Annotated in this window: 11 protein-coding genes and 1 pseudogene; 8 read left to right on the top strand and 4 right to left on the bottom strand. The window is 71.2% G+C overall.

Annotation, left to right across the window (positions count from 1 at the left end):
• The first annotated feature begins 58 nt into the window (after nucleotides 1-58).
• The gene (gene mfd, locus IF78_RS0135845) at nucleotides 59-3589 is read left to right on the top strand and encodes a transcription-repair coupling factor (RefSeq protein WP_031481419.1); all 3531 of its coding nucleotides are present in this window, start codon (nucleotides 59-61) and stop codon (nucleotides 3587-3589) included.
• 34 nt (nucleotides 3590-3623) lie between these two features.
• Here the strand turns inward: mfd and IF78_RS0135840 are convergent, their stop codons facing one another.
• Together IF78_RS0135840 and IF78_RS0135835 are read right to left on the bottom strand one after the other, a co-directional pair.
• Entirely contained in the window at nucleotides 3624-4043 is a 420-nt protein-coding gene (locus IF78_RS0135840; RefSeq protein WP_107050086.1) for an SgcJ/EcaC family oxidoreductase, read from the bottom strand.
• A gap of 34 nt (nucleotides 4044-4077) precedes the next feature.
• Nucleotides 4078-4674 carry a TetR/AcrR family transcriptional regulator gene (locus IF78_RS0135835; RefSeq protein WP_031481415.1) on the bottom strand — a complete coding sequence of 199 codons (597 nt, stop codon included), beginning with the start codon at nucleotides 4672-4674 and terminating at the stop codon, nucleotides 4078-4080.
• Between the two features lie 117 nt (nucleotides 4675-4791).
• On the opposite strand from IF78_RS0135835, the gene IF78_RS0135830 reads away from it, so the two are divergent.
• Nucleotides 4792-5673: an SCO6745 family protein gene (locus IF78_RS0135830; RefSeq protein ID WP_031481413.1), complete on the top strand. Its 882-nt coding sequence runs from the start codon at nucleotides 4792-4794 to the stop codon at nucleotides 5671-5673.
• Nucleotides 5674-5996: 323 nt separating this feature from the next.
• Here IF78_RS0135830 and IF78_RS0135825 read toward each other — a convergent pair whose 3' ends face one another.
• Nucleotides 5997-6179: an antitoxin gene (locus IF78_RS0135825; protein WP_031481411.1), complete on the bottom strand. Its 183-nt coding sequence runs from the start codon at nucleotides 6177-6179 to the stop codon at nucleotides 5997-5999.
• A gap of 192 nt (nucleotides 6180-6371) precedes the next feature.
• Between IF78_RS0135825 and IF78_RS0135820 the strand changes: the two genes are divergently transcribed.
• From IF78_RS0135820 to IF78_RS0135810, 3 genes are all read left to right on the top strand, one after another.
• Complete coding sequence (locus IF78_RS0135820; protein ID WP_031481407.1) at nucleotides 6372-7136, top strand: HNH endonuclease family protein; 765 nt, start codon at nucleotides 6372-6374, stop codon at nucleotides 7134-7136.
• Between the two features lie 65 nt (nucleotides 7137-7201).
• Complete coding sequence (locus IF78_RS0135815) at nucleotides 7202-8329, top strand: DUF6183 family protein (protein ID WP_031481405.1); 1128 nt, start codon at nucleotides 7202-7204, stop codon at nucleotides 8327-8329.
• Between the two features lie 156 nt (nucleotides 8330-8485).
• Entirely contained in the window at nucleotides 8486-9229 is a 744-nt protein-coding gene (locus IF78_RS0135810) for a hypothetical protein (protein WP_031481403.1), read from the top strand.
• A gap of 101 nt (nucleotides 9230-9330) precedes the next feature.
• Here the strand turns inward: IF78_RS0135810 and IF78_RS0135805 are convergent, their stop codons facing one another.
• The gene (locus tag IF78_RS0135805; protein ID WP_031481401.1) at nucleotides 9331-10020 is read right to left on the bottom strand and encodes an Rv1352/Rv1906c domain-containing protein; all 690 of its coding nucleotides are present in this window, start codon (nucleotides 10018-10020) and stop codon (nucleotides 9331-9333) included.
• A 153-nt stretch (nucleotides 10021-10173) separates the two neighbouring features.
• Here IF78_RS0135805 and IF78_RS0135800 point away from each other — a divergent pair, with 153 nt between their 5' ends.
• The 3 genes and pseudogenes from IF78_RS0135800 to pkaE all read left to right on the top strand — a co-directional run.
• On the top strand, nucleotides 10174-12375 hold the full coding sequence (locus tag IF78_RS0135800; protein ID WP_051828447.1) for an N-6 DNA methylase: 2202 nt from the start codon (nucleotides 10174-10176) through the stop codon (nucleotides 12373-12375).
• Nucleotides 12376-12567: 192 nt separating this feature from the next.
• Nucleotides 12568-13200: a hypothetical protein gene (locus IF78_RS0135795; RefSeq protein ID WP_031481397.1), complete on the top strand. Its 633-nt coding sequence runs from the start codon at nucleotides 12568-12570 to the stop codon at nucleotides 13198-13200.
• A gap of 65 nt (nucleotides 13201-13265) precedes the next feature.
• A pseudogene (gene pkaE / locus IF78_RS0135790) lies at nucleotides 13266-14095 on the top strand (serine/threonine protein kinase PkaE); the annotation flags it as partial.

Raw genomic sequence — 14095 nt, 5'->3', positions numbered from 1 at the left:
GCCCGTACCACGCGTCGGGCCCTTCGTGTTGCCCACCCTGGACGGAAAGCGCCCCCGAATGAGCCTGCACGGTCTGCTCGACGCCGTAGTCAAGGACACCGCCCTCGCGGAAGCGATCACGGCGGCCGCAGACGGCAACCGCATGCACGTCGACCTGGTCGGCCCCCCGGCGGCCCGTCCGTTCACGATCGCCGCCCTCGCCCGCGACACCGACCGCCCGGTCCTCGCGGTGACGGCGACGGGCCGGGAGGCCGAGGACCTGGCGGCGGCCCTGCGCTCCCTCCTCCCCCCGGAGGGCGTCGTGGAGTACCCGTCGTGGGAGACCCTCCCGCACGAGCGCCTCAGCCCCCGCAGCGACACCGTGGGCCGCCGCCTGGCCGTACTGCGCCGCCTCGCCCACCCCAGCGCGGACGACCCCGAGACGGGCCCGGTCTCGGTCGTCGTCGCGCCCGTCCGGTCCGTCCTCCAGCCCCAGGTCAAGGGCCTCGGTGACCTGGAGCCCGTGGCCCTGCGCACCGGACAGACCGCCGACCTCAACGCGGTCGTCGACGCCCTCGCGGCGGCCGCGTACGCGCGCGTGGAGCTCGTCGAGAAGCGCGGCGAGTTCGCCGTACGAGGCGGCATCCTCGACGTCTTCCCGCCCACCGAGGAGCACCCCCTGCGCATCGAGTTCTGGGGTGACGACGTCGAGGAGATCCGCTACTTCAAGGTCGCCGACCAGCGCTCCCTCGAAGTCGCCGAGCACGGCCTGTGGGCCCCGCCCTGCCGCGAGCTCCTCCTCACCGACGACGTACGCACGCGCGCGCGTGCGCTCGCCGAACAGCACCCGGAACTCGGCGAACTGCTCGGCAAGATCGCCGAGGGCATCGCGGTCGAGGGCATGGAGTCCCTCGCGCCCGTCCTCGTCGACGACATGGAGCTGCTGCTCGACGTCCTGCCCAAGGGCGCCATGGCCGTCGTATGCGATCCGGAACGGGTACGCACGCGTGCCGCCGATCTCGTAGCGACGAGTCAGGAGTTCCTGCAGGCGTCCTGGGCCGCCACGGCCGGCGGCGGCGAGGCGCCCATCGACGTCGGTGCGGCCTCCCTGTGGTCCATCGCGGACGTCCGTGACCGCGCGCGCGAGCTGGACATGATGTGGTGGTCGGTGTCGCCCTTCGCGGCCGACGAGACCCTCGACGCCGACACCCTCAAGCTCGGCATGCACGCCCCCGAGTCCTACCGGGGCGACACCGCGAAGGCGCTCGCCGACACCAAGGGCTGGCTCGCCGACGGCTGGCGCACGGTCTTCGTGACCGAGGCCCACGGCCCGGCGGCCCGCACGGTCGAGGTGCTCGGCGGCGAGGGCGTCGCGGCGCGCCTGGAGGCGGACCTGGGGGAGATCTCCCCGTCGGTCGTGCATGTCGCCTGCGGCTCGATCGAGTACGGCTTCGTCGACCCGGTGCTCAAGCTCGCCGTGCTGACGGAGACCGACCTGACCGGCCAGAAGGCCGCCGGCAAGGACGGCGCCCGGATGCCGGCCCGCCGCCGCAAGACCATCGACCCGCTCACCCTGGAGGCGGGCGACTACATCGTCCACGAGCAGCACGGCGTCGGCCGCTACATCGAGATGGTGCAGCGCACGGTGCAGGGCGCCACGCGCGAGTACCTGGTCGTGGAGTACGCCCCCGCCAAGCGCGGCCAGCCCGGCGACCGGCTCTACATCCCCACCGACCAGCTGGAGCAGATCACCAAGTACGTCGGTGGCGAGGCGCCCACGCTGCACCGCCTGGGCGGCGCCGACTGGACGAAGACCAAGGCGCGGGCCAAGAAGGCCGTCAAGGAGATCGCGGCCGACCTGATCAAGCTGTACAGCGCGCGCATGGCGGCGCCCGGCCACGCCTTCGGCGCGGACACCCCCTGGCAGCGCGAGCTGGAGGACGCCTTCCCGTACGCCGAGACGCCCGACCAGCTGACGACCATCGCCGAGGTCAAGGAGGACATGGAGAAGTCGGTCCCGATGGACCGCCTGATCTGCGGCGACGTCGGCTACGGCAAGACGGAGATCGCGGTCCGCGCCGCCTTCAAGGCGGTCCAGGACGGCAAGCAGGTGGCCGTACTGGTCCCCACGACCCTGCTGGTGCAGCAGCACTTCGGGACGTTCTCCGAGCGCTACTCGCAGTTCCCGGTGAACACCCGGGCCCTGTCCCGCTTCCAGACCGACACCGAGGCGAAGGCCGTCCTGGAGGGCCTTCGCGAAGGCTCGGTCGACATCGTCATCGGCACGCACCGGCTGTTCTCCTCGGAGACCAAGTTCAAGGATCTGGGCCTGGTCATCGTCGACGAGGAGCAGCGCTTCGGCGTCGAGCACAAGGAGCAGCTGAAGAAGCTGCGCGCGAACGTCGACGTACTGACGATGTCCGCCACCCCCATCCCCAGGACCCTGGAGATGGCGGTCACGGGCATCCGCGAGATGTCGACGATCACGACCCCGCCCGAGGAGCGCCACCCGGTCCTGACCTTCGTCGGCCCGTACGAGGAGAAGCAGATCGGCGCCGCGATCCGCCGTGAACTGCTGCGCGAGGGCCAGGTCTTCTACATCCACAACCGGGTCGAGTCGATCGACCGGGCGGCCGCGCGCCTGCGCGAGATCGTCCCCGAGGCGCGCATCGCCACGGCGCACGGGCAGATGTCGGAGGGGGCGCTGGAGCAGGTCGTCGTCGACTTCTGGGAGAAGAAGTTCGACGTCCTCGTCTCGACCACGATCGTCGAGTCCGGCATCGACATCTCCAACGCCAACACCCTGATCGTGGAGCGCGGCGACAACTTCGGCCTGTCCCAGCTGCACCAGCTGCGCGGTCGGGTGGGTCGAGGCAGGGAGCGCGGCTACGCCTACTTCCTCTACCCGCCGGAGAAGCCCCTGACGGAGACGGCGCACGAGCGCCTGGCCACCATCGCCCAGCACACGGAGATGGGCGCGGGCATGTACGTCGCCATGAAGGACCTGGAGATCCGCGGCGCGGGCAACCTGCTGGGCGGCGAGCAGTCCGGGCACATCGCGGGCGTCGGCTTCGACCTGTACGTCCGTATGGTCGGCGAGGCGGTCGCGGACTACCGCGCCTCACTGGAGGGCGGCGTGGAGGAAGAGCCGCCGCTGGAGGTCAAGATCGAGCTCCCGGTCGACGCGCACGTCCCGCACGACTACGCGCCCGGCGAGCGCCTCCGCCTCCAGGCCTACCGCTCCATCGCCTCCGCCAACACCGAGGAGGACATCAAGGCCGTACGAGAGGAACTCACCGACCGCTACGGCAAGTTGCCCGAGCCGGTCGAGAACCTCCTCCTGGTGGCGGGCCTGCGCATGCTGGCACGCGCGTGTGGCGTCGGCGAGATCGTCCTGCAGGGCACCAACATCCGCTTCGCGCCGGTGGAGTTGAGGGAATCCCAGGAACTGCGGCTCAAGCGGCTGTACCCGGGCACCGTCATCAAGCCGGCGGTGCACCAGGTGCTGGTGCCGCGCCCGAAGACCGCGAAGGTGGGCGGGAAGCCGCTCGTCGGGCGGGAGTTGCTCGGGTGGGTCGGGGAGTTCCTGGCGTCGATCCTGGGTTCGTGATCCGGGCCGGGGTGCGGTACGCGGTCGCCAGGCCCTAGTCGGCCGCGACCCGCACCTCGGTGTTCTGGCAGGCGTGCAGCAGCCACCGGCCGTCGTCCTGCCTGGTCATGACGTACAGCGGGGCGCCCTCCGTGTCGCCCTTGGGCGAGTGGTAGACCTGCCGGACCTTGACGGCCGCCACGTCGGGCCGCAGGAACTGCGTGTGTGCCACCTCGTAGGTGACCTCGCCGTCCCAGGTCGCAGTGGGCAGCACGGCGCGGGTGAACTCGGCGATGGCGTCGAGGCCGATGAGGACCTTGCCGTGGGCGGTGGTCCAGAGCGCGTCGGGATGGAAGAGGGCGAGGAAGCCGTCGGGGTCCTTGGCGCGCTGGGTGCGTTCGACGGTGGCGACGACCTGCTCGATGGCCTTGAGGTCCGCCTGTTCGATGGCCTTGTCAGTGGTCTCCGTTGTCATGTGGATCACTGTGGTACCTCAAGTGGCCTTGAGGTCAAGTGTTTTCCCGGGACTCCCTCCGGAACAGCATCGCCGCCAGCGTCCGGAACACTTCTTCGGGATCCTTGTCACCGACCGGTCCGTCGAGGTTGTGGCTGAGGAGCAGCGTCGCGAAGCCGTGGGCCAGGGACCAGGCCGCGACGCCGGCCAGGCGGGTGTCGATGCCGAGGCTCTCGGGCCGTACGGCGGAGACGGCGCCGCGCAGTGCCTCGCCGGCGAGGGTGCGGGCCGTGGTCAGTTCGAGGTCGTCGGCGCGCAGCAGTTCGGGGGTGAACATCACCTGGAAGTGGGCGGGGTGCTCGCGCGCGAAGCGGACGTAGCGCACGCCCGCGTCCTTCAGATCCCCGGCCTCGTTGAGCGTGCCCGCGAGCAGCCCGAACCCCTCGGCGGCGATCGCCGTCAGCAGTCCGGTGCGGTCCTTGAAGTGATGTGCCGGCGCCGCGTGCGAGACACCGGCGCGACGGGCGAGGTCGCGCAGGCTCAGCGCGGACGGGCCGTCGGCGGCGATGACGTCCAGCGCCGCTGTGAGGATGGCGCGGCGCAGGTCGCCGTGGTGGTAGGGGCGGCGGGTGGACGGCTTCTCGGGGGGCATGGTCAGCAGCGTACGCGGAATCTAGGCATTGACAAGTTCGGGTTGCGTCGGGCAATCTTGTCAGTGTCAAGTTGCGGGTCTCGGCGATCCGCGCCGTCGGACTGGGGGAGTCGGGTCGTGGTGAAGCACGAAGGCGGTCTGGAATCGGGTCGGGTACGTCAGCTCTGGCACCTGCTGGAGCCCTTGCACGCGGTGCTGTACTACGCACCGGAGGTCTTCGAGGAGGCGTCCGCGCTCGGTTACGCCACCGCGGAGCGCTGGCCGAGTTACTTCCCGTACCGGGCCGCGCCGTTGGGGGCGGTCGGCGCGGAACGGGTCGCGTCCGCCTTCTACAGCTTCAGCCCCCGCATGGTCGCCGAGTACATCGACCCCGCGTGGAAGATCGCCGGCCCCGAGGCCCTGTTGTCGGCGAGGGTGAGGGGGATCGACCGGGCCTACCGCGCGATATTCGGCGACCGGACGGACAGCCCCGAACTGGCGGAAGCCGCGGCCCTCGCCCGCCGCGCCGCCGAGGCGGCCGGCTCCGAGGGCCGCCCGCTCGCCGCGGCCAACGCCGCCCTGGACTGGCCGGAGGCGCCACACCTGCAGCTCTGGCACGCGGCGACACTTCTGCGTGAACACCGCGGCGACGGTCACATAGCGGCCCTGCTGGTGGCCGGCCTCGACCCCGTCGAGTCGCTCGTGTCCTTCGCGGCGATAGGCGCCGCATCCGTGGAACGCTTCGAGAGCCGAGGCTGGAGCCCCGAGGAGTGGGCGGCCGCCCACTCCCGCCTGACTGCCCGAGGCTTGGTGGACGCCGCCGGCACGGCCACGGATGCGGGCCGTGAACTGCGCCGCACCGTCGAGGAGCACACCGACCGTCTCGCCGCCGCACCCTGGCAGGCCCTGACCCTCGAAGAGGTCGACCGCCTCGTCGAACTGCTCGGCGAGTTCTGGGTGGCGGTGCTGTCCTCCGGTCTGCTGCCGTCGGAGACGACGTTGGGGATCGGAAAGGTCTGAGCGCTCCTCGGTGAACCCGGCGCGGGGTGGGATGCCGGTTGCCTGTACTCGTGAGGCCGTTGGCGGTCGGCAGGGGTCGGAGGTCGATGGTGGGCGGTCGGCAGTCGGCGGTGGTCGAAGGTCGATGGTGGGCCGGTGGTGGCAGCGCGAAGCCGCCCGCGGGAGCTGAGTCTCCGCGGACGGCCCCTGTTCTCAAGGTGGTTCAAGCGAAAGCCCGGCCGTGCCGCGGGCGCCGGCAGAGGCGTCGGGGGCGCGCCCTCGCGGACCGCCCCCGCGCCGGCGCCGTGCCCGGCGGGGCTCCTGGTCCTCCGTGGTCTGCGGCCTTACGGCTGCTCGGGCCGGTCGCGGTCCATGCCGAGTTCGCGCTCCATCCGCTGCTGCGCGTCATCGACCTGGCGCTCGTACTTGTTGCCCGTCTTCTCGTTGACCTTGCGTTCTGCGGCGTCGGACACGTCCCTGGTCTTGTCCTGCGCCTGGCGGTTCTTGAACCTGTCGAAGATGCCCATGCAGAGCTCCTTCCAGAGGTGATTCACCACCGACGATACGCCCGGGTTGCGAAGTATGCGCGACTGAGACCGTTCTGGTCTGGACCTCTTGAATGCCGCCGTGCGCCGGGTCGCTACCGTGTTCGCGACGGAGTACCAGGGAAAACCGCCTGTGCGAGGCGGAACCGGCGGCAAGGGGAGGGGCGCATCGTGATGCGTCTGAGGGGCGGGGCGGCGAGCGCCGCGGTGATGCTCGGCATGGTGCTGGTGCTGACGGGATGCGAGAACGTCGACCTACCCGTGGACAGCGAGCCTTCCGGTTCCGTCCCCGCCACGGGCTCCGGCCGCGGCACCAGCCCGCTCGACAACCCGGACGGCACGAAACCGGGGCTCGCGCCCCTCACGTCGGACGCCGATCGGGCCGAGGCACGGGTGCTCATCGAGAAGGTGGCGACGAAGGGCCGCGGCCCCAGGACGGGCTACGAGCGGGACGAGTTCGGCTACGCCTGGATGGACACGGCCGACGGGGTGCCGCTGGCGAGGAACGGGTGTGACACCCGAAACGATCTGATTCGTCGTGACGGTCAGAACCTTCGTTACCGGACCGGCTCCGACTGCGTGGTCATCGCCATGACGCTGGACGACCCGTACACCGGGACGACCATCAAGTGGCGCAAGCAGCAGGCCGCCGAGGTGCAGATAGATCACGTGGTGCCGTTGTCCTACAGCTGGCAGATGGGCTCCTCGCGCTGGCCGGAGAGCAAGCGCGAGCAACTCGCCAACGACGTACTGAATCTCATGCCGGTCGAGGGGCGAGCCAACTCGGCCAAGGGCGATTCCGGACCCGCGTCCTGGCTGCCGCCCGACAAACAGATCAGGTGCGCCTACGCCGTCCGCTTCGCGCAGGTCGCCCTCAAGTACGGCCTTGCGGTGACGGCACCGGACAAGGCGATGATGCTGAAGCAGTGCGGCGGCTGACAGTGGCCCGGTGAACTGGGGAAACGCGCTCGGTTTCGAGCTGCCGGACACGTACGCTCCATGGCGTGGCTGATCGCATACAGGAAATCGTGAGGAACCTGCCAGAGCTGAAGAGCGTCACCGACGTGTGGAACGTGCTCGACAGCCGCCTCGCAAGCGGGGACGCCGCCTTTGCCGCGGACCTCGGGATCGCGCTCGCCCGGGCGTACGGCTCGGACAGCAGGCGGGTCTGGCAGTACCGAAGCGTCTTTGATCACCTGCTCCGCCTGCTGACCACCACCCCCGGTTCCGGGATCGTCGCCCAGGCGCTGCGTCTGGTCTCCTCGGCGGAGGTCGGCGACCGGAAGCTGGACCGTTACGCAGCCTCCTTGCTGGCATCGAGCCACCCGGCGGAGGAACTGGCCGTGGCGTTCAGCGGGAAAGCCTCGGAGGAGCTGCGTGCCTGCCTCGTTCACGAACTGGTGCTCAGGGGCGTCGGCGTGACGGAGATACCGGGGATCGCACAGTGGGCGACATCGCCGCACTGGAGGCACCATCCTCTGGGATGGCTGCCGTTGGCGCTGTCCGACGTGGAAGGGCAGCCGGCACTGCCGAGCTACAGCGTCCACGGCAGCAGCTTCTCGATGCCGTACGGACCGTCGGCGGGCCACGGCGTGGGAGTCGTCACCGGAGGGCACGTTCCACCGGTCGAGGAGACGACGACCGAAACTACGGCCGCGGGGATCGGTGCGGCTGTGGCGAACTGGGCCGAGGAGTCGAACGGCCGGATCGAGGCACGAGTCTTCGAACTGGCAGAGCCTCTGGAGGAGGGTTCGGTACCGAGCCTGTTGCCGGCGCTGGGGCTGGAGTGCTTGAAAGGCGCGGGGAAGAAGACCGGGTTCTCGATCGCGGTCTGTCCGCATGACCAGGCGTGGCGAGTGCTTTTCGCCGCCGCGTCCACGGGAGGGGCCTACAACTCCGGCGCCTGCGGAGCCTACGGCCGGCTGGCCGCGTGGCAGTCCCTGGCCCACCTCTGCGGGGGCGCGGAGGACGACTCCGCGGAGGCGGTCGAGGCACGTGCCCGAGCGTGCACGTGGTACGCCTTCGGCGCCGACACGAAGTGGTTCCAGCAGGTGGCCTGGGACATCGGCCTGGCCGCGGTGTCTCCGGAACGCCGACGGCTGGCGGTGCTGGCCGCGACGGACACCGACTGAGTACGACTGGGAGCTGGGCGCATCCCGCCGGCCCGAGGGCAAGCGCCGGGACCTCGCCGACGACCTCCTCGACCTCGTACGGGTCGACGGCCCGACCAAGGAGGCGCGTCGAAAACGGCTTTCCGGCGCAGCCGCCCCATGCCTACGGTGACGGCCATGGAGTTGAAGATATCGACCCTCGCCGAACGCCCCGAGATGCTGGAGCGGGTCGTCGACATGGCGGACACCTGGCCGGAGTTCGTGATCCAAGACCTCGTGGGCAACGCCCACTACAGCCGGATCGCCCGCGAACTCCCGGAGTACGTGCAGTTCGCCGAGGACGAGAACGGCGAGGTCGTCGCCCATGCCCACAGCGTGCCGTTCGCCCTCGCCGCCGAGGGCCGTGGCCGGCTGCCCGTCCGCGGTTGGGACGAGGTGCTGACGTGGGCCTTCGCCGACCTGCGTCGCGGCATCCGCCCTGACACGGTCAGTGCCATCTCCGTCGTCATCGCCCCGCACGCCCAGAGCGGCGGCCTGTCCGCCCGGATGCTCTCCGCGATGCGCGACAACGCAAGGGCCCACGGCTTCAGCGAGGTCGTCGCCCCGGTCCGGCCCAACGCCAAACACCTCGAACCGCGCACCCCCATCGAGGAGTACGCCCACCGCGTACGCCCCGACGGCCTGCCCCACGACCCCTGGCTGCGCGTCCACGCGCGCGCGGGCGCCACCATCGACTCCATAGCCCCGGCCTCCATGACCGTCGCCGGCTCCCTGGAGCAGTGGCGCAGCTGGACCGGCCTGCCGTTCGACGCCGCGGGCGACATCGAGGTTCCCGGCGCTCTGGTGCCGGTGCGGTGCGAGCCGGAGCGGGACTACGCGGTGTATGTCGAGCCCAACGTGTGGATGCGGCACCCGCTGTGAGTCCCGTCCGCGGTGGCGCCGTCGAGGTGCCCGGCGCCCGAGTCGTGAGGATTCGCCGTACGCCGCTGCGGCCCCCGGTCGTGCCGTAGGAACCGACCGGGTCAGCCGGACTTCTTCCAGTCCTGGCAGCCGGTCGTCTTGAAGTACGCGTCCGACGCGCTGATCGTGACGACGGCCGTACCGGTCACGTTGTTGTTCGCGATGATCGAGTCGATGCCGTGCTCGGCGTCCTTGGAGCGCTCCCAGTAGCAGGAGTCGTCGGTGTTGCCGGCGGACTTGTAGGTGCCCGGGGCGATGTCGACGCCGACTCTGAACATGCCGCCCTCGCCGGCCATCGTCGAGGCGGGGGAGCCCTTCGCCTTCTCGTCGACTGCCTCCCAGTCATTGCAGCCGCTCGACGTGAAGAGCTTGTCGCCGGCCTTGACGGTGACGTAGCTCGTGCCGGTCACGTTGTCGTTGGCCAGCAGCGAGTCCATCTCGCCCGAGGAGTCCTTGGCGCGCTCCCAGTAGCACATGCCGTCGGTGTTGCCCGTGGTGCGGTAGGTGCCGGGCTTGACGTCCGTACCGACCTGGAAGTCGCCGTCCCCCGCGAACGCGGCCTTCTTCTCGGCGACTTCGGCCGCGTCCTTGCCTTCCCGCTCGCCGCCGCCCCTGCGCTCCGTGGACGCCGAAGAGCCCTTGTCGCCGCTGCCGGAGTCGCCGGTGCCGCCGCTCCCGGCGTTCGCCGACGCGGTGCCGATGACCACGATCCCCACGACGGCGCCCAGCGCGATCTTGCCCTTCATGCCCATGACTGTGTCCCTCCCCAGGCGCGGCGACTGCCGCCGATCGGCGGTCGCTCGTTCGCTTGGTCAATAAGAGCAGAGCGTGTGAACCGAGTCAACACGATTGACGAGAAGGAGTGTGTACACGACCGTGAATGGGTCGATCTTGCGTACGTCGGTATGCTCGGCGCCACACGCGAACGCGGGGACGACGAGGGGAGCGGGCGGGTGCAGCAGGACAACGCGACAGAGGTGACCGCCGCCGGGATCGCCCGGCTCGCCGGCGTGGGACGCGCTGCCGTGAGCAACTGGCGCCGCCGTCACGCCGACTTCCCCAAGCCGGTCGGGGGCACCGAGACCAGCCCTTCCTTCGCCCTCGCCGAGGTCGAGGCCTGGCTGCGCAAGCAGGGCAAACTCGCCGAGGTCCCCCTGCGGGAACGCGTCTGGCAGCAGCTCGCCGGCCATCCCCAGGGCCCGGTCACCGCGCTGCTCCACGCCGGCTGCGTCCTCCTGCTCATCCATGACCGGCCCACCGTTTGGCTGGAGATCTGCGCCGGTTCCGACGAGCGGCTCGCCGCGATGCTGCCCGGGGCGCTGGAGCAGGTGCTTGTGCCGAGGTTCGGTGTGAACACTCCGGACTCTGTGAACACGGCGTCGCAGGCTCACGCTGATTCCGGTGTGAACGGTTCCGGCGCACTGGCCACCCCCACCCCCGCCGTCCGCGTCCCCACCAGCCCCGACCTCCTCCCCTCCGCCCCCCTCCTCCGCGGCACCGCCGAACTGGCCGCCGAGCTGGGCGCCCGTCAGACGTTCGAGTTCCTGCTCGGCAGGCACCTGGACGCCAACCCGCGCCAGTACACGCTCACCCCCGCCGAACTCGCCGCCCTTATGGTCGACTTGGCCGATCTGTCGGGCACCGCCCGCACCGTCCTCGACCCGGCCTGTGGCACCGGCGCCCTCCTGCGAGCCGTCGCCGACCGCCCCGACCAGGAGGTGTACGCCCAGGACAGCGCCCCCGAACTCGCCGCGCTCACCGCGCTCCGGCTCGCCCTGCAGACCCGGGCCGCGGTGAGCGGTGCCGTCGGTGACACCCTGCGGGCCGACGCGCACCCCGGGCTGCGGGCCGACGCCGTGCTGTGCCACCCACCGTTCAACGAGCGCAACTGGGGGCACGACGAACTCGCCTACGACCCCCGCTGGGAGTTCGGCTTCCCGGCCCGCAACGAGTCCGAGCTGGCCTGGGTGCAGCACGCCCTCGCGCGCCTCAAGGACGGCGGCACCGCCGTCCTGCTCATGCCGCCCGCCGCCGCCTCCCGCCGCTCCGGCCGCCGTATCCGCGCCGACCTGCTGCGGCGCGGTGCGCTGCGCGCCGTGATCGCCCTGCCGGTGGGCGCGGCACCGCCGTACAACATCCCACTGCACCTGTGGGTGCTGCGCCGGCCCGACCGGGCGGTGGGGCAGTCGGAGGTGCTGCTCGTCGATGTGGGGCAGTTCGCCGGTGCGGGGCGTGGCGGGCCGGACTGGGAGGCGGTGCGGGGTGCCGTGCTCGACGCCTGGCGCGTCCACGACCTCCCCCACTCTCGGCTTCGCTCGAGCGGGGGGACCCCCATCGGCTCGCTCGACGAACGCCCGGGCCTGGCCCGCTCGTTGCCCGTCATCGAGCTCCTCGACGACGACGTGGACCTCGCCCCGGCGCGTCATCTCCCGCCCCCCACGGCGGCCGACGGCGCCGAGCAGCTCACGGCCGTGCGCGAGCGCCTCGGCGAGACCCTGCGGCTGACCGCCGACCTCACCCCGTCGCCCGCCGACGCCACGCAGCCCGCCCGCTGGCCGCTCACCACCCTCGGCGAACTCGCGCGCGGGGGCGCCCTGACGATGCGGACCGGCGGAAACGGCGGCCACGCGCGCGTGCCCGTTCTCACCGATCATGACGTGCTCGCCGGAACGGCCCCCTCCGGGACGCTGCCCGAGAGCGACGAGGAAGCCGTGCTGACCGAACCCGGCGATGTCGTCGTGCCGGTCGTGGGCGGCGGCTCCATCGCGCGCGTGATCGACGAGGCGACCGGCGGCGCCGCCCTGGGGCGCAACCTGGTGCTGCTGCGCCCCGATCCCACGGCGCTCGACCCCTGGTTCCTCGCCGGCTTCCTGCGCGGCACCGCCAACAACCGCCAGGCCAGCAGCTACGCCTCCACCGCCACCCGCCTCGACGTGCGCCGCCTCCAACTGCCCCGGCTCCCGCTGGACGAACAACGCCGCTACGGCGCGCGCTTCCGCGCACTCGACGAGTTCGAACGGGCGCTCAGGCACGCGGGCCGGCTCGGGGAACAACTGGTACGCGGCATGTACGACGGCCTGACGGACGGGACAGTCGCACCCGACTGACCCGGAAGCCGAGCCTCCGCCCGACCTGCGCCGTCGTGCGAAGTGATCAGCACGACAACGGTTCGGTACAACCGGTGACCGTATGTCGGTGTCGACCTATACGCTCGAAGCGACAATCGCACGACCGAGGTTGTGCCGCACCGGGCAGGGGCGGTCCACCTCGTACGTCAACTTCAGGCATCAGGAGCAGCCATGCACGGCCACGGCTACACGCAGCCGGTGAAGCAGCCGCCGCCGACCGGGTGGCTGGTCTTCCTGCGCGTGTTCTTCGTCGTGATCTCGGTGCTGAGCTTCGGCCTGCTGATGTGGACGATGATGCTCCGCCTGGCCATCGTGACCCGCAAGGCGCTCGACTGGGCGCTGTTCGCGGCCTCGATCGTGGTGGAGATCCTCGGCCTCTACCTGATGGGTTCCGAGCCGGGCGACGAGATCCACACCGTGGGCGGCTGGACGGGCTTCGCCCTCGTCCTGGGCGGCATGGTGCTGTCGATCTCGTACTACCTCTCCGCGGACATACGCCACTTCCACCAGCTCCGCTTCTCCGGCTACCCGGCGCAGCAGCCCACGCCCCCGGCCTACGGCTATCCGCAAGCCCAGTCGCCGTACAGCGCCGCGACGGTGCCGCAGTCGCCCCCGATACCCCCCACGCCGATACCGTCGCCGCCCCGCGACGCCGCCCCCCACAGCCCCGTACCGCCGCCCCCGGCCCCGCAGCGCCCCGCGCCCGCGCGCATCGACCAGGTGCGCGCCGAGCTCGACGAGCTCAGTGACTATCTGCGCCAGCACGACGGCCGGCAGGACGGCAACCACGAGGGCGGAAGGTGACCGTGGCGACAGGACGTGTCGTCGCAGGCCGCTATGAACTGTCCACGCTCATAGGACAGGGCGGCATGGGACAGGTCTGGACGGCGTACGACCAACGGCTCGACCGGCGCGTGGCGGTGAAGCTGCTGCGCCCCGACAAGGTGGCGGGCCAGGAGGCGGACGAGCTGCGCCGGCGCTTCGTGCGTGAGTGCCGGGTCACCGCACAGGTCGACCATCCCGGCCTCGTCACCGTGCACGACGCGGGCAGCGAGGGCGAGGAGCTGTTCCTCGTCATGCAGTACGTCGACGGCGCCGACCTCTCCGACCATCTCGCCGAGCACGACCCGTACCCCTGGCAGTGGGCGGTCGCGGTCGCCGCGCAACTGTGCGCCGTGCTGAGCGCCGTGCACGCCGTGCCGATCGTCCACCGCGACCTCAAGCCGCGCAACGTGATGGTGAAGCAGGACGGCACGGTCACCGTCCTCGACCTCGGCGTCGCCTCCGTCATGGACGCCGACACCACCCGCCTCACCCACACCGGCACCCCCATCGGCTCGCCCGCCTACATGGCCCCCGAGCAGGCGATGGGCGGCGCGGTCGGCCCGTACACCGACCTGTACGCACTCGGCGTACTCCTGCACGAACTCCTCAGCGGAGACGTCCCCTTCTCCGGCTCGACGGCGCTGGGCGTACTGCACCGGCATCTGTACGAGCCCCCGCTGCCCGTGCGCCGAATCCGCCCCGAGGTCCCCGAGGCGCTCGAGGCCCTGGTCCTGCGCCTGCTCGCGAAGGACCCACAGCACCGGCCGGCCTCCGCGCAGGAGGTGTACGAGCACCTGGCCCTGCTCCTGCCCGCGCGCGGCACCCCCACCGGAGCGCCCCTCGACCCCACCCGCCCCTTCCTGCGCCCCCACGC

Source organism: Streptomyces bicolor (assembly GCF_000719285.1).
GTDB lineage: Bacteria > Actinomycetota > Actinomycetes > Streptomycetales > Streptomycetaceae > Streptomyces > Streptomyces bicolor.
This window is presented reverse-complemented; position numbering and strand designations above follow the sequence as displayed.

Coding starts and splice junctions, on each gene's coding strand:
- IF78_RS0135820 (WP_031481407.1), top strand. CDS start 6,372: ATGCGTCTGAGGGGCGGGGCGGCGAGCGCCGCGGTGATGCTCGGCATG.
- IF78_RS0135835 (WP_031481415.1), bottom strand. CDS start 4,674: ATGCCCCCCGAGAAGCCGTCCACCCGCCGCCCCTACCACCACGGCGAC.
- IF78_RS0135805 (WP_031481401.1), bottom strand. CDS start 10,020: ATGGGCATGAAGGGCAAGATCGCGCTGGGCGCCGTCGTGGGGATCGTG.
- IF78_RS0135825 (WP_031481411.1), bottom strand. CDS start 6,179: ATGGGCATCTTCGACAGGTTCAAGAACCGCCAGGCGCAGGACAAGACC.
- mfd (WP_031481419.1), top strand. CDS start 59: ATGAGCCTGCACGGTCTGCTCGACGCCGTAGTCAAGGACACCGCCCTC.
- IF78_RS0135795 (WP_031481397.1), top strand. CDS start 12,568: ATGCACGGCCACGGCTACACGCAGCCGGTGAAGCAGCCGCCGCCGACC.
- IF78_RS0135800 (WP_051828447.1), top strand. CDS start 10,174: ATGCTCGGCGCCACACGCGAACGCGGGGACGACGAGGGGAGCGGGCGG.
- IF78_RS0135810 (WP_031481403.1), top strand. CDS start 8,486: ATGGAGTTGAAGATATCGACCCTCGCCGAACGCCCCGAGATGCTGGAG.
- IF78_RS0135840 (WP_107050086.1), bottom strand. CDS start 4,043: ATGACAACGGAGACCACTGACAAGGCCATCGAACAGGCGGACCTCAAG.